This is a genomic window from Streptomyces sp. NPDC057438 (assembly GCF_042802995.1).
Taxonomy (GTDB): domain Bacteria; phylum Actinomycetota; class Actinomycetes; order Streptomycetales; family Streptomycetaceae; genus Streptomyces.
In genome coordinates, this window is record NZ_JBHVDD010000065.1 from 18,263 (window position 1) to 41,128 (window position 22,866).

General features: G+C 68.1%; 24 protein-coding genes and 3 pseudogenes. 21 read left to right on the forward strand and 6 right to left on the reverse strand.

Features of this window, described 5'->3' with window-relative positions:
• Positions 1–142: 142 nt before the first annotated feature.
• The 19 genes and pseudogenes from ACFU5F_RS28980 to ACFU5F_RS29070 form a co-directional block, all read left to right on the forward strand.
• A complete protein-coding gene (locus ACFU5F_RS28980; protein WP_383893321.1) occupies positions 143–1,252 on the forward strand; it encodes an AI-2E family transporter in 1,110 nt (369 codons plus the stop codon).
• Positions 1,253–1,384: 132 nt separating this feature from the next.
• Positions 1,385–2,260, forward strand: a complete 876-nt coding sequence (locus tag ACFU5F_RS28985) for a universal stress protein (protein ID WP_383893324.1) — start codon at positions 1,385–1,387, stop codon at positions 2,258–2,260.
• A 193-nt stretch (positions 2,261–2,453) separates the two neighbouring features.
• Complete coding sequence (locus ACFU5F_RS28990) at positions 2,454–3,308, forward strand: DMT family transporter (RefSeq protein ID WP_383893327.1); 855 nt, start codon at positions 2,454–2,456, stop codon at positions 3,306–3,308.
• Between the two features lie 353 nt (positions 3,309–3,661).
• Entirely contained in the window at positions 3,662–3,808 is a 147-nt protein-coding gene (locus ACFU5F_RS28995) for a hypothetical protein (protein ID WP_383893330.1), read from the forward strand.
• A complete protein-coding gene (mbhE, locus tag ACFU5F_RS29000; RefSeq protein ID WP_383893333.1) occupies positions 3,805–6,528 on the forward strand; it encodes a hydrogen gas-evolving membrane-bound hydrogenase subunit E in 2,724 nt (907 codons plus the stop codon). Before ACFU5F_RS28995 ends, mbhE begins: the two co-directional genes overlap by 4 nt.
• Positions 6,522–6,863 (forward strand): sodium:proton antiporter, encoded by a 342-nt coding sequence (locus ACFU5F_RS29005; protein WP_383893336.1) that lies wholly within the window; start codon positions 6,522–6,524, stop codon positions 6,861–6,863. The genes mbhE and ACFU5F_RS29005 overlap by 7 nt, the downstream gene beginning before the upstream one ends.
• Positions 6,860–8,344 carry a monovalent cation/H+ antiporter subunit D family protein gene (locus tag ACFU5F_RS29010; RefSeq protein WP_383893339.1) on the forward strand — a complete coding sequence of 495 codons (1,485 nt, stop codon included), beginning with the start codon at positions 6,860–6,862 and terminating at the stop codon, positions 8,342–8,344. The genes ACFU5F_RS29005 and ACFU5F_RS29010 overlap by 4 nt, the downstream gene beginning before the upstream one ends.
• Positions 8,341–8,721, forward strand: a complete 381-nt coding sequence (locus ACFU5F_RS29015; protein ID WP_383893342.1) for a Na+/H+ antiporter subunit E — start codon at positions 8,341–8,343, stop codon at positions 8,719–8,721. The genes ACFU5F_RS29010 and ACFU5F_RS29015 overlap by 4 nt, the downstream gene beginning before the upstream one ends.
• The gene (locus ACFU5F_RS29020; RefSeq protein WP_383893344.1) at positions 8,718–8,978 is read left to right on the forward strand and encodes a monovalent cation/H+ antiporter complex subunit F; all 261 of its coding nucleotides are present in this window, start codon (positions 8,718–8,720) and stop codon (positions 8,976–8,978) included. Before ACFU5F_RS29015 ends, ACFU5F_RS29020 begins: the two co-directional genes overlap by 4 nt.
• Positions 8,975–9,307 (forward strand): cation:proton antiporter, encoded by a 333-nt coding sequence (locus tag ACFU5F_RS29025; protein WP_383893347.1) that lies wholly within the window; start codon positions 8,975–8,977, stop codon positions 9,305–9,307. The genes ACFU5F_RS29020 and ACFU5F_RS29025 overlap by 4 nt, the downstream gene beginning before the upstream one ends.
• A gap of 63 nt (positions 9,308–9,370) precedes the next feature.
• Positions 9,371–9,997, forward strand: a complete 627-nt coding sequence (locus tag ACFU5F_RS29030) for a universal stress protein (RefSeq protein WP_383893350.1) — start codon at positions 9,371–9,373, stop codon at positions 9,995–9,997.
• A gap of 671 nt (positions 9,998–10,668) precedes the next feature.
• A pseudogene (locus ACFU5F_RS29035) lies at positions 10,669–12,041 on the forward strand (transposase domain-containing protein).
• Between the two features lie 319 nt (positions 12,042–12,360).
• Entirely contained in the window at positions 12,361–13,710 is a 1,350-nt protein-coding gene (locus ACFU5F_RS29040; protein WP_383893353.1) for a nodulation protein NfeD, read from the forward strand.
• Positions 13,707–14,501, forward strand: coding sequence for a slipin family protein (locus ACFU5F_RS29045; RefSeq protein ID WP_383893355.1), 795 nt, complete (start codon positions 13,707–13,709; stop codon positions 14,499–14,501). The genes ACFU5F_RS29040 and ACFU5F_RS29045 overlap by 4 nt, the downstream gene beginning before the upstream one ends.
• A gap of 22 nt (positions 14,502–14,523) precedes the next feature.
• Positions 14,524–14,979 (forward strand): DUF3040 domain-containing protein, encoded by a 456-nt coding sequence (locus ACFU5F_RS29050; RefSeq protein WP_383893358.1) that lies wholly within the window; start codon positions 14,524–14,526, stop codon positions 14,977–14,979.
• A 127-nt stretch (positions 14,980–15,106) separates the two neighbouring features.
• A complete protein-coding gene (locus ACFU5F_RS29055) occupies positions 15,107–15,292 on the forward strand; it encodes an IS3 family transposase (protein ID WP_383893361.1) in 186 nt (61 codons plus the stop codon).
• Between the two features lie 88 nt (positions 15,293–15,380).
• A pseudogene (locus tag ACFU5F_RS29060) lies at positions 15,381–15,725 on the forward strand (IS5 family transposase); the annotation flags it as partial.
• Between the two features lie 1,088 nt (positions 15,726–16,813).
• A complete protein-coding gene (locus tag ACFU5F_RS29065; protein ID WP_383893364.1) occupies positions 16,814–17,074 on the forward strand; it encodes a hypothetical protein in 261 nt (86 codons plus the stop codon).
• A 224-nt stretch (positions 17,075–17,298) separates the two neighbouring features.
• Positions 17,299–17,400, forward strand: a pseudogene (locus ACFU5F_RS29070) (IS481 family transposase); the annotation flags it as partial.
• A 28-nt stretch (positions 17,401–17,428) separates the two neighbouring features.
• Here the strand turns inward: ACFU5F_RS29070 and ACFU5F_RS29075 are convergent.
• The 3 genes from ACFU5F_RS29075 to ACFU5F_RS29085 form a co-directional block, all read right to left on the reverse strand.
• Positions 17,429–17,749, reverse strand: a complete 321-nt coding sequence (locus tag ACFU5F_RS29075; RefSeq protein ID WP_383893367.1) for an IS3 family transposase — start codon at positions 17,747–17,749, stop codon at positions 17,429–17,431.
• Positions 17,746–18,054: a transposase gene (locus ACFU5F_RS29080; RefSeq protein ID WP_383893370.1), complete on the reverse strand. Its 309-nt coding sequence runs from the start codon at positions 18,052–18,054 to the stop codon at positions 17,746–17,748. The genes ACFU5F_RS29075 and ACFU5F_RS29080 overlap by 4 nt, the downstream gene beginning before the upstream one ends.
• 66 nt (positions 18,055–18,120) lie before the next feature.
• Positions 18,121–18,243, reverse strand: coding sequence for a hypothetical protein (locus ACFU5F_RS29085; protein ID WP_383893374.1), 123 nt, complete (start codon positions 18,241–18,243; stop codon positions 18,121–18,123).
• A 400-nt stretch (positions 18,244–18,643) separates the two neighbouring features.
• Between ACFU5F_RS29085 and ACFU5F_RS29090 the strand changes: the two genes are divergently transcribed.
• Together ACFU5F_RS29090 and ACFU5F_RS29095 are read left to right on the forward strand one after the other, a co-directional pair.
• Positions 18,644–19,114: a universal stress protein gene (locus ACFU5F_RS29090; protein WP_383893376.1), complete on the forward strand. Its 471-nt coding sequence runs from the start codon at positions 18,644–18,646 to the stop codon at positions 19,112–19,114.
• A 581-nt stretch (positions 19,115–19,695) separates the two neighbouring features.
• Positions 19,696–19,854, forward strand: a complete 159-nt coding sequence (locus ACFU5F_RS29095; protein WP_383893379.1) for a hypothetical protein — start codon at positions 19,696–19,698, stop codon at positions 19,852–19,854.
• A 638-nt stretch (positions 19,855–20,492) separates the two neighbouring features.
• On the opposite strand, the gene ACFU5F_RS29100 is transcribed toward ACFU5F_RS29095, so the two are convergent.
• From ACFU5F_RS29100 to ACFU5F_RS29110, 3 genes are all read right to left on the reverse strand, one after another.
• The gene (locus ACFU5F_RS29100) at positions 20,493–21,548 is read right to left on the reverse strand and encodes a universal stress protein (protein WP_383893382.1); all 1,056 of its coding nucleotides are present in this window, start codon (positions 21,546–21,548) and stop codon (positions 20,493–20,495) included.
• 128 nt (positions 21,549–21,676) lie between these two features.
• Positions 21,677–22,228, reverse strand: a complete 552-nt coding sequence (locus ACFU5F_RS29105; RefSeq protein ID WP_383893385.1) for a retropepsin-like aspartic protease — start codon at positions 22,226–22,228, stop codon at positions 21,677–21,679.
• Between the two features lie 22 nt (positions 22,229–22,250).
• Positions 22,251–22,700 carry a transposase gene (locus ACFU5F_RS29110; RefSeq protein ID WP_383893388.1) on the reverse strand — a complete coding sequence of 150 codons (450 nt, stop codon included), beginning with the start codon at positions 22,698–22,700 and terminating at the stop codon, positions 22,251–22,253.
• Positions 22,701–22,866 lie beyond the last annotated feature (166 nt).

Sequence of the window (22,866 nt, forward strand, 5' to 3'; positions counted from 1 at the left end):
TCACGGTGATGCGGCCGACCGAAGGCGACAAGCTGTGACAGTTACGGATTTTCAGCTCGGAGCCGAGGCGGCGGGTCGCGCCGACCATCAGACCGGTGCCACGTCCCACCACGGCGAGCAGCGCCGCAGCGAGCGCTGAGCCATGGCGCCGCGACCTCGCCCCGCCCGGCCGCACCGTCCCCCGTCGGCCCGACGGCCCTCGGCCGAGCGCTCCGCACCCCCCTGGGGCCGCACCGCGCTGCGCGTCTGGACGGCGATCGGTGCGTTCGCCCTGGCCTGGCTGCTGCTGCGCGTCCTGCGGCCACTGGCCCCGCTGCTGTGGCCACTGGCGGTGGCCGGAGTGATCTCATACTTTCTCGCTCCGCTGGTCGCCTCGCTGGAACGCAGGCGGATCCGCCGAGGACTGGCCGCAGTCCTGGTGACGGCCGGGCTCGCGGCGGCCGTCTTCGGTCTCGGCTTTCTGCTCGTACCCCCGCTCATCGACCAGATCTCCGAGGCCACCGCCGGCCTGCCCGCCTCCGCGGAAGATGCCGAACGGCAGCTCAACGTCCTGGCCCGTCGGCTCGGGCTGGACGTGAGGGCCCGTCTCGACGGCGCGGCCATCGCGAGCTGGCTGGAACAGGAAGAGAGCCGAGACGCCCTGGCCAGGGTCCTGTCCGGCCTCGGTACCATCACACGAATCGTCGCCCTCGGCCTGCTCTTGACCCTCGCGGGCCTAGTGATCGGGTTCTATCTGCTGGCCGACCTGCCCCGCGTCGCGCGCTGTACGGCCGCCCTGCTGCCGGAACGCCGGCGCGCCGAGGTGGGCGACGTGGCACGTCAGTGCCTGGCTGCTGCCGGTGCCTATCTGCGCGGACAGCTTCTGGTCTCGCTGTTCGTGGGCACTGCTTCCGCACTGGCGTTGTGGGCTATCGGGCTGCGCTACTGGCTATTCGTGGGTGTCGTCGCCGGGGTAACCAACCTGGTCCCCTTCGTCGGGCCTCTCGTGGGAGGCGTACTCGCGGTCGCCATCGCCCTGCTGACGGGCAGCCTCCTGCAGGCCGTGGGTGCCGCTGCGGTCATCCTGGTGGTGCAGCAGGTGGAGAGTCACGTCGTCTCGCCGCTGGTCCTGGGCCGGGTGGTGCGGCTGCCTCCGGTCGTCGTGGTGGTGGTCGTGCTCATCGGAGCGGCCTATGCCGGAGTGATCGGCATGTTGGTCGCCGTACCGGTGACCGCCTGCGCCCGAATCGTGATGCGGCACCTGCACAGGTGAGCGAGACGTGCTTGTGCCTGAGTGGTCGGGCAAGTCGGCCCGTGACAGCCTGAACGTGGCACATCCTGGTGCTCAGCACACGGCAGGAACTTCCAGGGCCGGCACGTCGTCCGGCTGAGGGAGGTGGTCTCTGTGTCACGCCATGTGACCGTCGGCGTGGACGGGGCGCCCGAGAGCGGCGCCGCTGCCGATTGGGCGGCGCGGGAGGCACTGGTACGCAAGGTGCCGCTGCGCATCGTGCACGCGTACGAGTGGTCGGGCGCGGGGACCAATCTGGCCGGTCCTGATGAGCCGCGCCGCTGGGCAGACGAGCTCCTGGCCGAGGTTGCGGAGGAGCTCCAGCGCGGCCACCCCTCCCTGGAGATCAGCACCCGGCTGCTGTCCGGGCAGCCCGCCGCCGCCCTGGCCGCCGAGGCGGACGAGGCCGACCTGCTGGTGCTCGGCTCGCGGGGGCTGAGCGGCGTGATGGGCTTCCTCCTCGGATCCGTCGGCAGGCAGACGATCAGCATGACGGAGCAGCCTGTCGTACTCGTACGGATGCCGGGACAGGCGGCCGCGCCGCAGGTGACGGCCCCACCCCGGCCCGCTCGCGACGTGGTCGTCGGCGTGGATATCAACCAGCTCGGCGACCCGCTTCTCGCCTTCGGCTTCGAAGAGTCCGCACGGCATCGCGACCGCTTGCTGGCGCTGTACGGATGGTCGATTCCACCGGTGGTCCGCGACTCCGCTGCACTCCTGGCGGCCCAGCGGGAGGTGAGCGAGGACGTCGCCCGGCGCCTCACCGAGATCCTGGCGCCTTGGCGGCGCAAGTTCCCCTCGGTCCAGGTCGTCGAGCGATCACCTGTTGGCTCGCCCTCTCAACTGCTGGTCGACGCGGCGGCCGATGCGGATCTCGTGGTAGTCGGCCGATGCGTCCGCAAGGCGATCCTCGGTACGCGCATCGGGTCCGTCGCCCAGGCCGTGATACACCACTGCGCCGCGCCCGTCGTCGTCGTCGCCTATCGCTGACCGTCCGACAGCAGGTGTGCTGTGGCCGGCACGGCGTCGGCAGTGACCAGACGGTGCAACGGCCGTAGCCCTCGCCGTAGCGCACACCTGACTGAGCGTCGGCGTGCTCCCGAAAGCGCCGGGCTGCGCTCAGGCCGCCCGGTCCCCGCGTGTCGGACGCGGCTTCTGACACCCGTGCGAGGATCCTTGCCCCATGAACACCGCCGTCGCGGTGCCGACCGCCCTGCTGTCCGCCATCTGCTTCGGGGTCGGGTCAGTGCTTCAGCAACAGGCGGCGCGCCAGGCATCGCAGCAGAAGTCGTTGCAGCTCCGGCTCCTGCTGGATTTGGCCCGTCGGCCGATGTGGCTGACAGGGATGGGCCTGGTCCTCTCCTCATTTGCGCTGCTGGGCATCGCACTGGCCTTCGGCCCGCTGATCCTGGTCCTGCCGTTGGCGGCCACCGATCTCGTCTTCGCCCTGCCGCTGCTGGCCTGGCGTCGCAAGATGCCCCTGACTCGTCTCGAGGCGACCGGGATCGCGTGCACGGCGGGGGGCGTGTCCATGTTTCTGACGGTGCTGCCGCCGGTCCCCGAGGGGACGGCGGTTCCGGCGCTCGTTGACTGGGTGCCGGTGCTGGTGGCCATCGGTGGCGTGGTGGCACTGCTGGTACCGATCGGGGCGAGGCGCCAGGGGCGGACATCGGCCGCCATGTACGCCACCTGTGCGGCAGTGTTGTTCGCACTTCTCGACAGCCTGACCAAGAGCGTGGCCGGCCGGCTCCGGACCGACGGCTTCAGTGTGTTCTGGCACTGGGAGCTGTATGCGCTGATCGTCGCCGGTGTGATGGGCCTGACCCTGTCGCAAAGTGCTTACCAGGTCGGCCCTCTGGCCGTCAGCCTGCCGATCATCGACACCGTGGAGCCGATCGGTGCAGTGGCGATCGGCGTCGCTGTCTTCGGCGAGCAACTCGCCTCGTCCACTGGGGGAGCCGCCGTGCAAGCGCTGGGCGCGGCCACAGCCGTGGCAGGCATCGTGCTCCTGGACCGGTCTCCGCTGGCACGGGGCTGATGTGAGCAGTCCGCCGACCTGGCACCACGCCCGCGCCCCTGCTCCGGACGCCGTGGCGTTAAGTCCCCGATAAAGACGGTCGTCTGCCTTAGCATCGAACCCCACCATAGGGGGTGAATGTGAATAATTCTGCTCTCGTTCTCATCGTGTTCTCAGCCTCAGCCTGGGGTGCTCTCGCCCTGGTCACGGCGCTGTTGACGGCCCGGCGCGGGCATCGCAGCCCTGGCCAGCCGTTTGGGAGCGCGGGGCTCGAACCCGTACTCACCTGCCCTGCTTCGGACCGCGACGGCCGCCCGTACATCACCGAACATGCTGTGCTCGCGGGTGCATCGGCCGAGGCTCTCGGGCGGCACATGAGGGAGACCGACGGAGACGTCCTCGGGCGCCACGGACAGGATCTGCCCGAGACGCTGACGGTCAGGGCGCCGTGGTGGCCGCTTCGGCAGGGGAAGATCTCCGTGCTCATGACCGGTGAGACCGACGCGGTCACCGCGCGGTGACGATCCACGCGGCGGCGCTCACCGCCACTCTGGCCTCCATGGGGGCGCTGGCCGCCGCGGCCCCCGTACTCGAACGACGGCTGGGGCGGGATGCGGGGTATGTGCTCGCGGCGGGGTTCGTCGCGTTGGCCGTGCTGCTGGGACTGGCGGCCCGGGCTCCGCTGGCAGGGGATCCGGTCACGGTGTCCTGGCAGTGGATGCCTTCACTCCAAGTGGTTTTCACTCTGCGCCTGGACGGCCTGTCCTGGCTCTTCTGCATCCTCGTCCTCGCCGTCGGTGCGCTCATCCTCGCCTACAGCGCACGGTATCTGCCCGAGGAGGGGCGGCACGGGCGGCTCTACACCCTCCTCACCGCCTTCGGAACCGCCATGCTCGGCCTGGTCCTTGCCGGCGACCTCGTCCTGCTCTTCGTGTTCTGGGAACTCACCACGATCCTGTCGTTCCTGCTGATCGGGACGACCGGACCGCATGCCGCCCGCCCCGCGCTACGCGCCCTGCTGGTCACGGCGCTCGGCGGGCTGGCCCTACTCGTCGCCGTCGTCCTGCTGGCGGTCACGGTGGGAACCACCGACCTCGCAACGGTCCTCGCGGCCCGCGAGGAGATCCTGGAGTCCCCGGTCGCGCCGGCCGTGGGGGCACTGCTGATCCTCGCGGCCGCCACGAAGTCCGCCCAGTTCCCGTTCCACTTCTGGTTGCCGGGTGCCATGGTCGCCATCACACCGGTCAGTGCCTATCTCCACGCCGCCACCATGGTCAAAGCCGGTATCTACCTGCTTCTCCGCTTCTCCGCCCTGTACGCCGGACAGCCGGGGTGGTCCCTCACTCTCACCATGGTGGGGCTCGTCACGGCCGTGCTGGGCGCGGTCCAGGCACTGCGTGAGCACGATCTCAAGGCCCTGCTCGCCTACTCCACGGTCAGCCAGCTCGGTCTGCTCACCGCGGCGATCGGTGTCGGCACGACGGTGGCCCTGGCCGCAGCCGTGCTGCACACCTTCGCGCACGCGCTGTTCAAGGCCACGCTCTTCATGCTGGTGGGCATCATCGACAAGCAAGCGGGAAGCCGGGACATCCGTAAATTGTCCGGCCTGCGGCGTGTCATGCCGGTGACGGCGACGCTGACCGGACTTGCCAGTCTCTCCCTGGCGGGTGTGGCTCCGCTGATCGGCTTCGTCAGCAAGGAGTCGCTGTTCCAGGGCTTCGCCGGCGCCGACATGTTCCCAGGCGCCAGCCTCGTCGCAGGCACCCTGGCGGTCACCGCCTCCGCCCTGACCTTCGCCTACGCCACGCGCATCTTCTACGACGCGTTCGCCGGGCCGACCACGCAGCGCCGCCTGTACGAGCCGGCCTGGTCCTTTCTCGCGCCCGCCGCGGTCGCGGCTGCCGCCGGGCTGATCCTCGGACCGGCCGTGACCGTGCTGAACCCGCTGATGAGCCGGGCCGTCCTGGAGGCCGAGCCCTGGGGTGTTCCTCCCTATTTCTCGTTCTGGCACGGGATGAGCCTGGAACTGGGGATGTCCGCCGTCACCATGGTGTTAGGTCTGGCGCTGTTCGTTCTTCGGGCCAGAACCGAGGTCCTGCTGGGGCGGCTGCCCCACCTGGGTGGCACCGCCTCCTTCGACCGCACGTACAGCGGAGTTCTGCGTCTGGGGAAACTGGTGGGGCGTCCCGATCTGCAGGCGACGCCCGGGCCGTTCCTTGTCCGTCCAGTGCTGGCCGTCATCGCGCTGGGGGTTGCGGGAGCCGTGCTCCTCGGTGTTCCCGCCGCCGCTCCCACCGACCGTGCCGCCGACGGCCCGCTGGAATGGGGAGTGCTGCTACTGCTCGCGGCGGTGGTGGCAGGACTGATCACGGCCGACTCATCCGTGGCGACCGTCGCGTTTCTCGGTGCAACGGGTCTGATCGTGACCGTGTGGTTCCTGCTGGCCGGGGCGCCGGACGTCGCCCTCACCCTGCTTCTGGTGGAGGTCCTGACCGCAGTGGCGGCCGCCTTCGTCCTGCGCGACCTCCGCCCGTACGCCCGTCGGCCGGACCGCCGCAGGGGTACACCGGCCGCCTGGTGCGCGGCGGTGCTGGCGGGGTGTGCCGCAACCGGAGGCACCCTCGCCCTCATCGGGCACCGGGAACTCTCCCCGGCGGGCGACTACTTCCTCAACAACGCCAAACCGCAGACCGGGGGAAGCAACGTGGTCAACACGATTCTGGTGGACTTCCGTGGACTGGACACCCTCGGCGAGTCCGTGGTGCTGGCGGCGGTGGCCCTCGGCCTGGTGCTCCTCCTGCCCAGGGCACCCGGTTCCACCGGCGCCCGGGACCTCTCGCCGGCGGCGTACGCCACCGTTCTGGGCCCGGCGTACCGTGTGCTCGCGCCGGCCATGGCCCTCCTGTCCGCCTACCTGTTCCTGCGCGGTCACAACGAGCCGGGAGGCGGTTTCATCGCCGCCCTCACCGCGGGAATCGCCGTGGCCCTCGCCCAGCTCTCGGGTGTCGCCCTTCCCCGGTGGGTGCGAAGCGGGCCACTCGTCGCGGTCGGGCTCCTGCTGGCCCTGACCGCCGGGCTGGCCGCCACCCTGACCGGCCGTCCGTTCCTGACACCCCTGAAACCGCTGGGCGACGGCCCCGGTACAGCTCTGTTGTTCGATGCCGGCGTGTACGTCGTGGTCCTGGGGCTGATGGCCGGCTTCGTTGACCGGCTCACAAGTCCCCGGAGCGAGGCATGCTGACCGCCGCGCTCGCCGTCGGCGTCCTGACAGCCGGGGGTGTCTTCCTGCTGCTACGGCCCGGCCTGCTCCGGATCACGTTCGGCTTCATCCTCCTGGGGCACGCCGTGAACCTGCTGCTCCTGACGGCAGGCGGACCGGCTCGTAGGGAGCCACCCCTGATCGGCCACGGTGACCCCGCGCGGATGGCCGACCCGCTGCCACAGGCATTCGTCCTGACCGCCATCGTCATCACCTTCGGTATCACCGTGTACCTCCTCGGCCTGGTGCTCTCCGAGGCCGACGGAACCGCGCACGGGCACACACAGCCCGGCGGCCGTCAGGAAGGCTCCTCGTGACCAGCACGGTCCTCGCCCTCCCCGTGGCCCTTCCGCTACTGGCGAGCGGGCTTCTCGTGCTCGTCCCCTGCGGGCCTCGACTGCGCCGGTGGACCGCCGCTGCCGTATCCGCGGCGGTGCTCGCTCTCGGCGCGGCCCTCGTGGCCGCCACCTCGGACGGTTCGATCGTCCGCCAGGCCGTCGGCGGATGGCCTCCCGGTATCTCGATCATGTTCGCAGCCGACATGCTCAGCGCACTGATGCTGAGTGTCAGCGCGGGTCTCGTTCTCATTTCTCTCGCTTTCGCCGCCGCGGTCCGCGACGACCAGGACCGCCGGTTCGTCCCGCTCGCGCTGATCCTCTCGGCCGGCGTGTACGGTGCGTTCCTCACGGCCGACCTGTTCAACCTCTTCGTGTGCGTCGAAGTTATGCTCGTCCCCTCCTATGCCCTGCTCACCATGGCCGGTCGACGGGAGAGAGGCGCCGCGGGCCGGGTGTACGTCACCGTCAGTCTGCTGGCCTCGACGATCCTGCTCGCCGGAGTCGGCTTGCTCTACGGCGTCACCGGCACCGTGAACCTGGGCGAACTGGCGGGGGCCGCGAGCCGCGACACGGGCGCCGCCCTGGCCGGCGGTGTGGTGCTGCTCGCCCTGGCGGCCAAAGCGGCTGTGGTTCCCCTGCACGGATGGCTGCCCCGCTGCTATCCGGCGGCACCATCGGCAGTGACCGTCCTCTTCTCCGGCCTGCTCACCAAGGTAGGCGTCTACGGAATCATCAGGATCTACGCGGTCGTCTTCGACGGCACCGGGCTCTCGTCCGTCATCATGCCGGTTGCCCTCCTGACGATGACGGTCGGCGTGCTGGGAGCCGTCGGACAGGGCGACATGCGGAGCATCCTGTCCTTTCACATGGTCAGCCAGATCGGCTATCTGCTCTTGGCAGTGGCGCTGTTCACCTCGGCCGCCCTCACCGCAGGAGTCTTCTTCCTGGTCCAGTACGTCCTGGTCAAGGCAGCCCTCCTGGCCTGCGCCGGCGCGGTGGAGAACACGCACGGCACCGATCGTCTGGACCGACTCGACGACCTGGCCCGTACGGCCCCCCTGCTGGCGGCGTCCTTCCTGGTCTCCGCGTTCTCTCTGGCGGGGATGCCTCCCATGTCCGGGTTCACCGCGAAACTGGCCTTGATCAGGGCCGCAGCCGCCCAGGAGGAGTATCTGGCTTTGGGTGTGGCGACTGTCGTGAGCCTGCTCACCCTGACATCCATGATCAAGATCTGGAATGCCGCCTTCTGGAGCGACCCCGTCTCCTCTTGGCCTTCGCGCAAGGCCCTCCGGCCCAGGGCGACGGGGACGGTCCGACCGGCCCTGACGGCGCCGGCGATGGCGCTGGCCGCGCCCTCGCTCGTCCTGGGTGTACTCGCCCAGCCGCTGCTCACCGCAGCGTCCACAGCGGCGGGCGGCCTGCTCGACCCCTCCACCTACGTACAGGCGGTGACCCCATGACGCCGCTCGTCCCCAGCCCGCTCTCGGAAGCAGTCGTCCGTTGCGGCCGAGTCCTGTCCTTCCTCTTCTACTACAGCCGCCGCTTCCTGCACGCCAACGCCGTCGTGGCCTGGGAGATCGCCACCCCCGGCAGCGGGATCGCGCCCGCCATCGTCAAAATGCCCCTCCGCAGCACGTCCACCCTGGAGATCGTCGCCTTGGCCCACCTGATCACCCTGACCCCCGGGACGCTCGTCCTGGAAGTCCAGCAGGACCCGCCCACTCTGTACGTCCACGGCATGCACGCGGCCGACCCCCAGCGCTTCCTCACCACGCTCCGTGACCTGGAGGATCGGCTGCTGGGCGTGCTGCGACCGCGAGAGAGGAGCGCGGCATGACGGCCGTCGACGTCATGCTGGGCGTCCTCGCCGCCGCGATGAGCGTGGTGATCTGGCGCCTGGCTATCGGCCCCGGCGACGCCGACCGTGTCGTGGCAGTGGACCTCGCGTTCGTGGTGTTCGTGGCGGCGGTGGCGCTCCTCGCCATCTGGCTGCGGACCTCCGCCGTGCTCATCCTGGTACTCGTCGCGACCCTCGAGGGTTTCCTCGCCACCGTCGCGCTGGCTCACCTCCTGGAACGCAGGAAGCGGCCATGACCGTACTTTCCCTGATCGGGTACACACTGACAGGAATCGGAACGGCCTTGATCGGCATCGCGGCCGTTGGGCTCATCCGCCTCCCCGACGCCTACAACCGAGCCAACGCCGTGGCCAAAGCGGCAGCGCTCGGCGTCGTAGGCATTCTGCTCGGCGTCCTCGCCCTCAGCCCCACCCCTTTCAATGGCGTCATGCTCGTCGGCGGGGCCATCATGCAACTGTTGACGACCCCGTTCGCCGCCTACGCCCTAGGCCGGGCGGCACACCGCTCCGGGGCCCCGAGAGCTCCGTCGACCCATCACGACGATCTGCTCGACCACCACACGTGACACCCGCCCGGAGTGCTACTCCACGAGATGCATAGAACATCGAATTGCATAAACTGTCATAATATGACTGATTTGGCGCTCATTCTTATCGGCGTGGGGGTCTGGATCGCCATCGGGCTCCTCACCGCTTGGTGGATGGCACGCCGGGGCCACCGCCACTGGTGGTGGCTGGTCATGGGCGCCATATTCGGACCGGTCCTGGCCGTCGTCGCGGGGGAGCGTGTCCAGCAGCACCCCGAGCGGCTCTCCCGGGTAGAAGCCGGTGCGCGCGGTCCCGGCGCCCTGCGGGTACTGGTGGGCGTGGACGGCTCCAAGGAGTCGCAGGCTGCGCTGGAACTCGCCGTCGAGCTTCTGGGGCCGTACGTGGAATCGCTCGTAGCCGCCGAGGTAGTGGGATACGACGCGGCCGAGGACGACTGGGATCCGAGCGTCACTGCGGCGAAGAGCCGCTTGGGAACCGCCGCCGAGGGCAGCGGGGGCCGGGTGACGGAATGCGACGTCTTGTCCGGGCCGCCGGCTCAGGCGTTGGTGAGCCACGCGAAGGAGCAGGACATCGATCTCATCGTCGTCGGCGCGCACGGACGGGGGCTGTCTCGTCGGCTGCTTGGCAACGTCGCCCAAGAACTGGTCCGTCAGAACGCTGTACCGGTCCTCGTGGCCGGTGGACGCCCACGTGTGTCCCGCTGGTGAAGCCCATTCCTGCTCCGTCCCTGGCGGCGAGTTGCACGTGGATTCATCAGCTTCTACGACAGGAGGCCCTGGATGTTCAGGCTGCTGGTTTTGAACTTGTCCGCATCAACTGCATTGGCGAGGCGATTTGCCAGCACCGCGAAGATATCCAGCAGTGGGCGATGCCGCCGATGCGGCTTGGCATAGCGGAAGCTCCGGAGAGTTTGATGGATCAGATGTAGTTGTCCGCCCTGAATGATCCAGGGTGAGAACTTCCCTGTCGCGGTCGTTGTAGATCAGGGCGGAGGCGTTGGCCGTATCCGGTTCGGTCTCCGGCGTGAGCTTGAGCAGCTTCTCGCGCCCGGGAGGGGGAGGTCACCCTGTCCACGGGCCGCCACTCGATGCCGCCGACCTCTTCTTCCTGCGGCATCACCGGCGCCTCGGTCGCGGTGTGCAGGCGGAAGAGGTGGAAGACGAACTGCGCATACGGCTGCAACCAGCATGAACCGGGGCAGCAGCGAAAGCCGTTTTTCGTAACAGAACTATGTAAACACCCTCTAAGGCCACGGAGTTAGAGCGGATCCGCGGTTGTCAACGGGATCGAGGGTTTTCGGGGAAGCCCAGGTCATGGCAACGGGGCTCCTGGTAGAGCGAAGAAGCCGTCCAAGGTCTTCCCGCTCGAAGGAGCCCCGTTGCCCGCTCAGTGTTCCTCCGCCACGCTCACGTCGTCCATCACCGTCGCCGACGGCCTCTTCGCTCCGGGACATCTCGGCGAGCTGACCCGGCAGTTACCCTTCGAACTCGTCGATGACGTGCTGGAACGCGTTGGCGGCGGCCAGCGCAGGGTGCGGCTGCTGCCATCGAGGGTGGGCGTGTACTTCGTGCTGGCGCTGGCACTCTTCCCGCAACTGGGGTACGTGCGCGTGTGGGACAAGCTCACCGCCGGGCTGCACGGGCTTCTTCACTGGCGTCCTTCGGAGAAGGCGCTGCGGGAGATTCGCCGGCGGCTGGTCGTCGCGCCGCTTCGGTCACTGTTCGAGATACTGGCCGGTCCCGCGGCACAGCCGATCACACCCGGGGTGCGATACCGGTGCTGGCGCACGGTCGCCTTCGACGGGTGCAGCTCTACCAAGGCCCCTGACCGGCCGCGAGTTTGTGCCTGGCTGGGCAAGCACAAACACCGCTACGGCACCGACGGATATCCGATGCTGAAGATCATGATGCTGTGCGAGACCGGGACCCGCGCGTTGCTCGGCGCAGTCTTCGGACCGACGCCAAGGGCTGCGGCTGGAAGGTCACTACCGGCTGGCCACCACGTTGACCGATCAGCGACGCCACCCCGCCGCCGAACTGGTGGAGCTCTACCACGAACGATGGGAGATCGAGTCGGCGTTCTACTCGCTCCGGCACACCCTGCAACGCGGTATGGTACTGCGCTCTCAGGACGCGACCGGGATCCAGCAGGAGCTTTGGGCTCACTTGACCGTCTACCAGGCGCTGCGCCGGGCGATGGTTGAGGCCGTCGAGGCGCTCCCCGGCACGGATCCAGACCGCGCGTCTTTCACCATAGCCCTGGAGACCGCCAAGGATCAGCTCATCGCCGCCGCCGATGTGCTGCCCGATGCCGGCCCGGGGCAAATCGCATCGGCCCTGCTGCACAATCTGCTTCCGCCCCGCCGGGCCCGCGCGTCAACCCGCGGCGCGTCAAGTGCCCGATCTCCCGCTATGCCGCACCACCTGACCAGGCACAAGTCCTGGGTGCCTCCAGGATCACCAGCATCAAAGTCACCGTGCACTCGTCCGCCGACCCCGGCCCCGACGGGCGTCGCGACCGCACGCTGCAACTTTTGCGCACCGCCCCTCTCCGCACCTGGCGCGCATGTGAAATCGCTCGCGGCATCGGACTGGACGACGCCCAAGGACTACGTGCGGAACTGGGGCGCTGGGTTTGCGAGGGCATCCTTCGCCGCACCGGGCCAGGCATCTACATCCTCGAACCCGAGTGGCTCACACCCGACCTCCAAGACCCGTCAACCCACCCTTGACAACGCCGGATCGCCCTTAACCCCGTGGTCTTGGGGTACTTCCTCGGGGCAGGCATCGTCTGGCTCCTCTCCTGTCACCTTTCCCCGCATCTCGGGGGGAACCTCAGGCACACCCATGGCCGTGGAACGGGACACAGCCCAAACCGGAGCAGGCGAGCCGACACACTCCCGCGCGGCTGCTGCGTCCCTCTCGTTGCGGGGACTCGGCAGGGAAGCCATGCCCGCGATGCGCATTTCCGGCATTCCGTAGGCCTCGCTCGCCATAGAGGGGTACTCGGGTACGGCGAGGAACCGGAAGATTGTGTTCCGTTAAGCGGTCGTCGGGAGGGAGTAGACGCGGTGGCTGACTGCAGACCTCGGACGATGGCCGGGATCTTCGCCCGGGCGCTCCTGGTGTCCCTGGCGTGCCTGCTCGGGCTTCCTGCCGCCGGCGCGGCGCAAGACTCACGCGTGCTGGTGACGCAGGTGGACGGCACGATCACGCCCGTCATCGCGGACCACTTGGAGGAGGGGCTGCGCACCGCGGAACGGGACGGCTACGCCGCGTACGTGGTGGAGATCGACACTCCGGGCGGGCTGTTAGTGTCCACCAGGGAGATCGTTCAGGACTTCCTGTCCTCAAGTGTGCCGGTCGTCGTTTATGTGACACCTTCGGGCGCGGGGGCGGCGTCGGCCGGGGTCTACATCACGATGTCCGCGCACATCGCCGCGATGGCACCTGGCACACATATAGGCGCGGGAACACCGGTGACCGGGGAGGGCGAGGAGGCGAGCGACAAGGTCGTCAACGACTCGGCCGCTTTCGCCGTGTCGATCGCGGAGCGCCGCGACCGGAACACCCAGTTCGCTGAGAGCATGGTACGTGACGGAACATCGATCGCCGACCAGCAGGCTTTGCGGGACAACGTCGTCGACCTTGTGACGCCCTCCACGGATGCCCTGCTCGACGATCTCGACGGGCGCACGGTCGTCGTGGGACCGCACGACGCCACCCGCGAAGTGGAGCTGCACACCGCGAACGCCCGGGTCGTCCAGCACGACCTAGGATTCTTCGGCGACCTGCGGCAGTGGCTGGCGAGCCCGGAGCTGGCGTTCCTGTTCCTGTCGATCGGAACCCTGGCCGTGCTCTACGAGCTGGCCGCTCCCGGAGTCGGCTTCGCCGGCGTCGTCGGCGGCATCCTGCTGGTCCTCGGCTTCGTGGCGTTGAGCGTGCTGCCGTTCAACGTCGGCGGGCTGCTGCTGCTCCTGCTGGCCGCCGGACTGTTCGCCGGTGAAGTTCTCACGCCGGGAGTCGGCGTGTTCGCCGCAGGGGGAACCGCATCGTTGGTGATGGCCGGGATCCTGCTGTTCCGTGGGGAACTCCGCGTCGATCCGGCCGTCCTGTGGCCCATCTCACTGGTCGTCGGAGGCGGCGTCCTCATCGCGGGCCACCTCGCCTGGCGGGCACGCCGCGCTCCCACGCTGGGCGACGAGGACGAACTGGTGGGGCGCGAGGCAGTGGTCACGCGCATCGAGGGCGGTGCCGGTCAGGTGCGGCTCGATGGAGTGTGGTGGACGGTACGCGGACGCGATGCCCCAGTGGTTGAAGGGAGGCGCGTGCGCGTGGTGGCCCGCGAGGGACTCGATCTCATCGTCGAAGACGCACCCCACCCCGGCGAGGACCGGGGTCCCACGGAGGAGGAAACATGAACGATGCGCTGACCGGCATCATCGTCGCGGCGGGCGTCGCGCTGCTGCTCGTGCTCATGGCCGTCAAGATCGTTCCCGAGTACGAACGCGGAGTGATCTTCCGCCTCGGCCGCATCATCGGAGCGAAGGGGCCCGGCCTCTTCGTGATCATTCCCTTCGTCGACCGCATGGTGCGTGTCTCCCTGCGGACGGTCACCATGGACATCCCGCCCCAGGACGTCATCACCAAGGACAACGTCACCGTACGGGTCAACGCCGTCACCTATTTCAACGTCGTCGACCCCAACCGCTCGGTAGTCGCCATCGAGGACCACATCAAGGGAACCTCGCAGATCGCCCAGACCACGCTACGCAGCATTCTCGGCCAGGTCGACCTCGACGAACTTCTGATCAACCGGGACGAGATCAACCAGCGGCTCCAGCAGATCATCGACCGCGTCACCAACCCCTGGGGGGTCAAGGTCACCCTCGTCGAGGTCAAGGACGTCGAACTGCCCCAGCCTATGCGCCGTGCCATGGCCAGCCAGGCCGAGGCCGAACGCGACCGGCGAGCCAAGGTCATCCACGCCAAGGGCGAATACGAGGCCGCCGAAACCCTGGCCGACGCCGCCGACCGCCTTGAGGGACACCCGGCAGCCATGCATCTGCGGATCCTGTCCACGATGGCCGAGATCTCCGAGGAACGGAACTCCACACTCATCTTCCCGCTCCCCATGGAGGTGCTTCGCCTCGTCGACATGCTTCGCCCGCCGTCCGACCAGACCCCCGCCGCCCCCACGAAATCACCATGATCACGCCCCATGAGGTGGGCAGATGGGCCTATGGCTCCACGCACTGAACACCGAGGTCGCCGATATGAGCTTCGCGATGAACGAAAAGCACGCGTTCGCCCGGATCGAACGGAGTCTCGCGCGTGAAGATCCCGAGCTAGCACGACGCATGAGCGCCATAAACAGCCAGTTCACCGACCTGGCCGACGAACGGGTCACGGCACAAGCCCGCGAGCGGTGCATGGATCCCGCCGACAGTCGGGCTATGGACCAGGCCGTCGAGGAGGACGCTGCCGATCGACCCAGAGGCGACGGCGACGGGCGTTCATGGACAGCAGTGATCGCGGTGGTACTCGTCGCCGTGGCCATCCTCGGGCTGCTACTCGCCGTGACTTTTTCGTCACCCAACGGTAAGCAGGAGCCGTCGCAGCCACATGGGCTGGCTCCGCCGGCGGTCTCCGCACCCCTCGGAGAATGGCCTTCACTAGGTGTGCCGTAATCGCCCGACCGGAGCTGCGTCGTTCACCTCCGACTGAAGGCACTTCAGTCGCGTTCGAGAAGACGGCCCGCCGCGCAGCCCATCCGGGAAGCGGTCACGCCTTGCACCCCTGGCGGAGAACCTGTGGATGCTGATCAAGGCCGAGTGCATCCGCGGCCGCGTCTTCGCGACCAGGGCCGAGGCGAGTCTCGCGCTCTTCGAGTACATCGACGGCTTCTATGACCCCCGCCGCATCCAGAAGCGGCTCGGCTACCTCAGCCCATCGAGTTCGAGGAGAAGCACTACGCCGACCAGGCAGCGGCCGAACCAGTGAACCTGAAACCACGTCAACCCGCCCTGGCCTGCTAGGATTTGCCCGGATGATCACGTGACTACTCCGCGCCGCGGTAGTTGATGTGTACATGGGGCGGGGAGATCTGACAGACGCCGAGTGGGAACGGTTGCGGCCATTCCTGCCAGTCAGCACGGCCGTTGTGGCCGGTGGCGGAATCACCGGCAGGTGATCGACGGGATTCTGCACCGGGTGCGGACCGGTGTTCAGTGGCGCGACCTGCCCGAACGTTCGGGCCGTGGAAGACGGTCTGCGAACGCCACCGGCTGTGGTCGGCCGACGGGACGTGGGAGCGCCTGCTCCAGCAGGTTCAGGCCGCCACCGACGCGGCCGGGAGATCGACTGGGACATCGCGGTCGACTCCACCATCGTGTGCGCTCATCAGCATGCGGCCGGTGCCCGCGCCGATCCGCCGCTGGCTCCCGCGTCAAAGGGGGCCGAAGCGTCAGAACACCAGGGCGAAACCGCGTGGCAGAGCTTCCTCGCCCGCCTGGTGGGGGTGGCGCTGGAGGTGTCTTCGGCCCAGTCGATTCCGCAGGTCACCTGCATGCACGCCTCTTTTCGACACGTCGCTGTCCGCCGGCGTCGAGCCGCGGCAGGACCACTCGGCGACCTAATAGAAGCGCTCGCCGGCGCACCACCCCATCAGCCGTCCGTGGTCCCAGCTGTTCTCAGGGGCCTCGCTCTCGTGAAGAGCTCCACGACTCCGGCTGATCAAGAGGTGGCCCTGCAAACGGCTCGAGTCACGGCACGCTACGGCGGTCGAGTCCCAAGCGGCAGGGGTCGCGCCAGCGTCGCTCTTGTCGAAGCACTCAAAGCGCGGCATACAGCAAGACGTCTCGCTCGACCCCTGCCTAGAGCTGATCCAACTCCCAGCTCTCAACGCCTATTAGGCGTACAGCAACGGGCCTTGCCGCCGGTATCTGCGACGACGCGGCATCCGGCACACCATCCCGGAGAAGACTGACAGCCAGGCCGCCCGCCTGCGCAAAGGCTCACGTGGTGGACGGCCACCCGGCTTCGACGAAGAGCGGTACAAGAAGCGCAACACCGTTGAACGGGCGATCAACCGCTTGAAGCAGCACCGCGCGGTAGCCCACTCGCTATGACAAGCGCGGCTACGTCTTCCTCGGCACCGCGACCGTCGCAGCACTCGTCATCTGGCTACGGACATGATCGACCGGATAGGACCAGCAGAAGCAGCGACTGGGGCTTGCTGCCGCCCGACGCAGTCATACTGCGATTCATGATCCTGGAAGATGTGCGTGTTCACCACCGCACTGGGCAATGGTGTTCCGGTGTGCGAACCCGTGACAACATCGTGGCCTACGACATGGAGATCCTTCCCCCGTGGCAGGTTCCCGGCCGACCCACGACCGATCGCTGCTTCGTAATCGCCGACGAAGGGATACAGATCACCAGGCCAGTCACCTTCGTCGACGCGCTCGAAGGCGGTTGGTACATCGATCTGGTCGAACTGGAGGAAGTGGGCCCGAAGCGGCTGTGGTCCATGACCTCTACCTGGACATCATCGTCCCCCCGGCCAGTCGGCGCTATGAAGTGCTGGACCTTGACGAGCTCGCTGACGGGCTCCAGGACGGTGCCATCGATGCCGCCACCACGGTCAGGGTCTTGCGCAATGCTCAGCAATTCATCGACAAGCACCTGCGCAATCTGGACCAAGACGCGCCGAACTCGTGGCCGGACTTCCCGCCGGCAGCCATTGTGAGCCTGACTGAGATGCCGCCCTTCGATATCGGATGAGGCTGAATCAAGGGTTCCTGAGTTGTCCGGGCGATTTCCGACTGCTCCGTTGGCTCCGCACATGATCGTCCGGACAAGTCCTAGTTGTTCTGTCCCGGGAGGTTGTGGACGGGTGAGCCAGGTCTCGGCTGAGGGATCTTGAACAGGTGAGGGCCTTCCGGGTTCGGTGTGGATTGCGACGTCTACACCAACCAGAAAGGCCCTCGTGCCCCACCGTAATGCACCCCTGGTGGCTGCACACCTACAATCACCACCGCGGACACACCGCGCTGAAAGGGCAACCACCCGCCAGCCGCGTCCCCAACCTCACGGGTCAGTACAGCTAGTCAGCCACTCCCGCGCAGCGGGGGAACCTCAGTCCCGGCGCGTGAAGCCCTTGCGACGTGGGCTGATGCCCGCGATGTCGGCCTCGCGCATCAGGCGCTCGACCCGCTTGCGGCCCACATGGACGCCCTCGCGCTTGAGCACGGCGTGCACGCGCGGCGAGCCGTAGATCCCGCCCGAGTCGGCGTGGATCTCCTTGATCTGCTCGGTGAGATCCGCATCCCGGCGCATGCGTTCGCACGGCTCGCGCTTGGCACGACGCCAGCGGTAGTACGTCGAGGAGGCGATGGACAGTTCCCGGAGTACGCACTCGACCGCCAGGTGCGGGTGCTCGTCAACGAGCGCCGTCACCTGGGCCGGGTCGGGTCGAGCTGCGCCGCGAAAAAAGCCGAGGCCGTCCGCAGCACCTCGTTCGCCCGCTTGAGCTGGCCGTTCTCCTTGCGCAGCGCGGCGAGCTCCGCCCGCTCGTCGGTGTTCAGCCGGTCATCCCGCTCGCCGGCGTCCGCCTCGGCCTGGCGGATCCAGCCGCGCAGGGCCTCCGGATGCACGCCGAGATCGACGGCGAGCTTCTTGATCTGCGGCTTCGACTCGGAGGTGCGGTACATCCGCACCGCACGCTCGCGCAACTCCAGCGAGTACTTTCTGGGGGCAGCCATGGTCGATGTTCCTCTCATGAGTGCCATCTGACCCTCTGTCAACTCACTCCGCATCTCGGGGGAAGCTCAGGCCGGCAGGCCCTCGACATACACGTCGTGCGTGACCCAGTCCGCGGCGGCCAGCTTGGACGACGGAGCCAGGGCCCGGTTCACAACCAGGGAGAACAGCACCCGCTCGGTCATCGACATGTCCCGGCGCCGGCCCCGTTTGGGCTGCCCGACCTGCCCGACGATCCTCAGCCGCCGCCAGAGATGATCGAGGACATAGGTGCCGCCGAACGGGACCGACGAGACGAACTCCAGGTCACCCGCCGCCGTCGACGCCAGTGCCTCACCCGGCTCCAGCAGCCTCGATAGAGACGCGACTCCAGACCCTAAGGAACAACTCCAGGTCAGCGCAGGCGAATCCGCAGAATCGCGTCTCTAGGCGAATCTGCCCGCGTCACCAGCCTCCAGCCCACTGACCTGTACCTTCAGCCCAGCAGGGACTCCAGAACCCCCGAATTACGCGGAACGCAGGCGGTTGTATGGCGGACAACCCCCGTGTCGCGCAGTGTGAACTTACATGAGAGCAGAAGGGACAAACCTCATGGAGAAGCGGGACTCGGTCTTGCACGTCGTGGTGGGCGTCGACGCCTCGCCTTCCTCGCATGCCGCGCTTCGGTGGGCTGTCCAGTATGCCGAACTGATCGGCGGTGATGTGGTGGCAGTTGCTGCCTGGGAGCCGCCCTGGGCGTACGGGTGGTCTGCGCCCGCTGTGGACCCCACTTTTGACAGAACCATCGCCGAGCGGGGCTTCGTCAACCAGGTGCGCCAGGTTCTTGGCGAGTCCGACGCTGCCCAGGTGCGAAAGCGCCTGGTAAAGGGCCATCCCGTCGAAGTGCTGCTCAGTGAGGCGAAGGGCGCCGCGGCCCTCGTTGTGGGCAGCCGAGGCATGGGCGGGTTTCGTCGAACGCTGCTGGGCTCCGTGAGTCAGCAGTGTGCGCTGCACGCCACGTGTCCGGTCGTCATCGTTCGTGCGACCGTCGAGGTGCCAGATTCCGGTACATACGCCGAGTGAGTCGAGGCCCCGCCGTCGGCACCTTGGCGGCCACTCCCGCGGCGCACACTCCGTGCTCTTTGGCGTACGCCTCCACTCTACGAGTTGCACGACCATCGACGATTACGGGGTGATGCGCAGGGGTCGTGCCCCCCGCCGTGGTGTGGGGGATCAACGTGGAAATCTACAAGGCCATCCCGTGACTTACCGATCGGCGAGCGTCAAGGTCTGACACGCCGCGCCCGGCATGTGTCAGGACGCTCGTGGGCGTGACTCAGGACGCAGGAGCCCGACGGCGTCGGCCCAGGTATCGCCGCGAGCTGACACACGTCACCGATCTCGTGCCCCAGCAGCATCGGCAATAACTGCCCCTTCTCGCCTGGATCCATTACATCAAGTGGCGGGACGCCATCCGCGCATGAGGCCGCCGTCCCTCATCTCCCGGCATACGCGGCCGAGCACGCTATATCAGCGCACGTCCGAGAGCTGTGCCGCCGACCCGGATGGCAGTGCGTTGGATGGGCATCAACCGGAAGCAAGGGGGAAATCGTGACATAGGCTCATCAGCTTTGGCGTGGGTGGTATTGCGGAAGGTGATCAAGATGGCTCTGTTGCTGTTCCTTATTCTCGTGGCAGCGGCCTTGGGTCTCATCGGTGCTGTGGTCGAAGGATTGCTGTACCTGCTCGCGATCGGCGCGGTTGTCTTCGTCTGTGCACTCGCCTATGCAGCGCTACGGTTTCGCCGGGGAGGCCGCCGGTAGCGCTGAACGCCCATAGGGCGCCCCTGACCATCAGGGCGCCGACTTCGTCTCGGTCGACAGGCTGCCGTGTCCCACGTCCGGAAACGTCGGCGCCGCCGCGGGGGGTGCCGGCCGGGTTCGCATTGGTCATGGCAGGTGTCCAATCGGTTATGCGAAGCACGTGGTGCACTCCACGAGTCTGGTCTGGAGCACACCAAGATCGAGGCCGTCTCTCCTGAGTGACTACCCCAAAAGGGGAGAATCATCACATCGCGCTCCAGGGTTGTGCCAGCCCGGGATTCTGAGGCGACTCCGAAGCCGGGCGGGATTCGCTCACCCTCCTGCCTCGCCCTGGTTGCCCGGGCAGCCTGGCCCGAGGAGACACGATGGCACGGCTTGGTGTTCCGCAGCCGGCGCATTGTGGCGGCCGTTGCCGCGATCGCCCTGGCCGTGACAGCGAGCGGATGCGGCGCGGATGACGGCTTCTCCCTGCCGCTCCGCGATGGACCGCGTCTGGCCACGACTACAGCGAGGGACTGGGCGGCGATACCGCCGACGGCGTTGCCGTAGGCCGCCCAGCAGGACGGCGCAGAGGCCTCCCGGCAGGGACCGTGCTCCGCGGAACGACCGCGTCTCTGGACGGGCTTCACATCAGGACATCAGGGGCGGAGCGCACCACAGTGACCGACGACTGCGACGGGGCAGCGGGCCGTGTGCAGGACTTCGCCGCTCACCGTTCCAAGGAGAAGCCTGCGCACGCCCGCCCGGCCGCGTGAGCCGACCACCAGGAGGTCGGCCGTCTCGGACAACTCCGTCAGGTACGTCGCCGGGCGCGACCAGTCCAGACGCAGTTCGACCGCTGTGCCCGGATACTGTCCTCGGTGCTCGGCGATCCGATCCTCAAGCAGGCGTCGGGCGCTGTCCTCGGTCTCCCGCATACGGGGTTCCCCCGTGGTGCCGCTGGCCGGGAGCGGCAGCAGCGCAGGCCGGTGCAGAGCATGCACGACCTGCAGCCAGGTTGCCCTGCGCTCAGCCTCGGCGAAGGCGAACTCCACCGCCTTCGGTGAGTGGTGCACGAGGTCGGCGCCAACGACGACGGGGCCGCCTCGGTGCTCGGCTGGGGCACCCGGGCGGGTCACCAGCACCGGGCACCGGGCGTGTGTGGCCACTTGAAGGCTCACCGAACCCAACGGCAGACGCGGAAATCCGCCCGCGCCGCGATGGCCCAGCACGATGAGGGACGCCTCCGGCGAACGTCTCACCAGCGTCCCGGCGGGGTCGCCGAGGGGAAGTTCTCCCGCGACGGTCAGGCGGGGGTAGGCGGCCCGGGCCACTTCCTCGAACCGGTCCACCACAGCCGCACCTCGCCGCGAGGACGCCCTCGCCTCGGCGTCCTTGTCTTCCCGGTTCCCGAAGGGCCAGGGCAGTTGGATGGCGTGGGCGACATGCAGGGGAACAACACGCAGGGTGGCTTGATGGGCTGCGTATCGCACGAGGCCGTCCTGATCGTCAGAGTCGTCGACTCCGACAATGACGGGTCTCACGTCGACCATCTCCGCCTCCCAGAAGCGCCTCAAGACAGGCGGAGCCGTGACGGCGAATGCCGCCACGATCCTGACCGACCACGAGTGCTCCTTGCCGCCGTCACCGAGGACCTGACCGATGATCTCCGCCGCGTTGCCGGGACGGTGACCGAGCGTGGGTGCCGTACTCACGGTCTCTCGGGGACCGGGCCACCGCAACCGCGCTGGGACGCCTCGCCGACGCGTCGGCGGTGAGCCGGGGGAGCAGACCGGGTATCGGGCTAGGCTCGCCCCGATGCCGACGTATCGCGGGCCGGTCGTCATGGGGCGGGGATCTTGAGGATGCCGCCGTCGTAGTCGACGGTGATCGAGCCGTAGTCGCTGAGCACGTCCGATCCGAGTAGCCCCTGAATGCCGCCGCCGCCCCGGGGAGGCCCGAGATCGATGACCGTGACCTCACCCGGGTCGATGGGAACTTCTCCGACTTCCCACTGGTCGACCTGGGCCACGGGAACCTGCCCTGTGCCGAGGATTCCGCTGACCGAGCGGCGTTCGCCGGTACGGTCCAAGCCCACCCGGTCGGCGACATCCTCGTCGACGACGCTGGTGGAGGCACCGGTGTCCAGAGCGAACATGAAGGGCCCCTCCCCCTCGATGCTCACCGGGACGAACGCCAACGTCCGGCCGTTCTGCTCCACGACCCTCAGCGGCACCTCGCGCACCACTCCCGGCGAAGTCTCCGCACCGTCCGGGTCGTCGCCGTCCTCGTACAAGACACAACCGGTGAGCAACAGCGGGGCCAGGGTTGCCGCGGCGAGTCGTCTCGCTGACCGAGGCCACGAGGCGGGCGCACTGCGGTCCAGCTTGGCCATGAGGCCCGGGTTGCCAGCCGTGTCACGCGTAAACACCGGGTGACGACGCCTCCCACGACAGACCGCACGTCACGGCTGCGGTCGCCTTCGAGCGGTGCAGGGTCAGGAGCGGCCCTGTCTCACATTCGGTGGTGACGGAGCGTGCTGTTATCCGAGGAGGATGCGGTGCCGGAGCAGGGTGAAGCCTGCTCGCGCGGACCGCCTCGGTGACCAGCTCCAGGCGGGTCAGGTCGCGCACCGCGGCCAGGACGTGGGTGGAGTCGGTGCGCTGCGTGGTGTGCTCGCGCACCAGTCCGGCCTCCGTGAGGCGGGCCAGCACGAGGTCGAGGAGGCGATCAGCGCGGTCGCCTTCGGCGAGACGGTCGCGGAAGGCGGCCAGCACGCTGTGGTGGAACCCGGGGTCGTCCAGTGCCATCGCCATGGCGTACTTGAAGTCGATGCGACAGCGGACCGCCTCGGCGGGCGCTGTCACGTTGTTGGGTGGCTGTCTGTCTGATGGTGCGTCGTGGCGTGGTGGAGCCCGGTTCGGTCTGTGTGCTCACGGCGCGGTGGGCCAGCTGGCCGACGCCGGTGATCTGCTCCCAGATGGCGAAGCGGACGGTCATCTCGGCTCGGTAGTCGTGGGCGGGCATCAGACG

What these genes read in the sequence shown, in the direction of transcription:
- ACFU5F_RS29090 (WP_383893376.1), top strand. Translation starts at nt 18,644, where the DNA reads ATGGAGAAGCGGGACTCGGTCTTGCACGTCGTGGTGGGCGTCGACGCC.
- ACFU5F_RS29015 (WP_383893342.1), top strand. Translation starts at nt 8,341, where the DNA reads ATGACGCCGCTCGTCCCCAGCCCGCTCTCGGAAGCAGTCGTCCGTTGC.
- ACFU5F_RS29105 (WP_383893385.1), bottom strand. Translation starts at nt 22,228, where the DNA reads ATGGCCAAGCTGGACCGCAGTGCGCCCGCCTCGTGGCCTCGGTCAGCG.
- ACFU5F_RS29085 (WP_383893374.1), bottom strand. Translation starts at nt 18,243, where the DNA reads ATGTCGATGACCGAGCGGGTGCTGTTCTCCCTGGTTGTGAACCGGGCC.
- ACFU5F_RS29055 (WP_383893361.1), top strand. Translation starts at nt 15,107, where the DNA reads ATGCTGATCAAGGCCGAGTGCATCCGCGGCCGCGTCTTCGCGACCAGG.
- ACFU5F_RS29095 (WP_383893379.1), top strand. Translation starts at nt 19,696, where the DNA reads ATGGCTCTGTTGCTGTTCCTTATTCTCGTGGCAGCGGCCTTGGGTCTC.
- ACFU5F_RS29050 (WP_383893358.1), top strand. Translation starts at nt 14,524, where the DNA reads ATGGGCCTATGGCTCCACGCACTGAACACCGAGGTCGCCGATATGAGC.
- ACFU5F_RS28990 (WP_383893327.1), top strand. Translation starts at nt 2,454, where the DNA reads ATGAACACCGCCGTCGCGGTGCCGACCGCCCTGCTGTCCGCCATCTGC.
- ACFU5F_RS29030 (WP_383893350.1), top strand. Translation starts at nt 9,371, where the DNA reads ATGACTGATTTGGCGCTCATTCTTATCGGCGTGGGGGTCTGGATCGCC.
- ACFU5F_RS29080 (WP_383893370.1), bottom strand. Translation starts at nt 18,054, where the DNA reads ATGGCTGCCCCCAGAAAGTACTCGCTGGAGTTGCGCGAGCGTGCGGTG.
- ACFU5F_RS28995 (WP_383893330.1), top strand. Translation starts at nt 3,662, where the DNA reads ATGAGGGAGACCGACGGAGACGTCCTCGGGCGCCACGGACAGGATCTG.
- ACFU5F_RS28980 (WP_383893321.1), top strand. Translation starts at nt 143, where the DNA reads ATGGCGCCGCGACCTCGCCCCGCCCGGCCGCACCGTCCCCCGTCGGCC.
- ACFU5F_RS29025 (WP_383893347.1), top strand. Translation starts at nt 8,975, where the DNA reads ATGACCGTACTTTCCCTGATCGGGTACACACTGACAGGAATCGGAACG.
- ACFU5F_RS29045 (WP_383893355.1), top strand. Translation starts at nt 13,707, where the DNA reads ATGAACGATGCGCTGACCGGCATCATCGTCGCGGCGGGCGTCGCGCTG.
- ACFU5F_RS29005 (WP_383893336.1), top strand. Translation starts at nt 6,522, where the DNA reads ATGCTGACCGCCGCGCTCGCCGTCGGCGTCCTGACAGCCGGGGGTGTC.
- ACFU5F_RS29020 (WP_383893344.1), top strand. Translation starts at nt 8,718, where the DNA reads ATGACGGCCGTCGACGTCATGCTGGGCGTCCTCGCCGCCGCGATGAGC.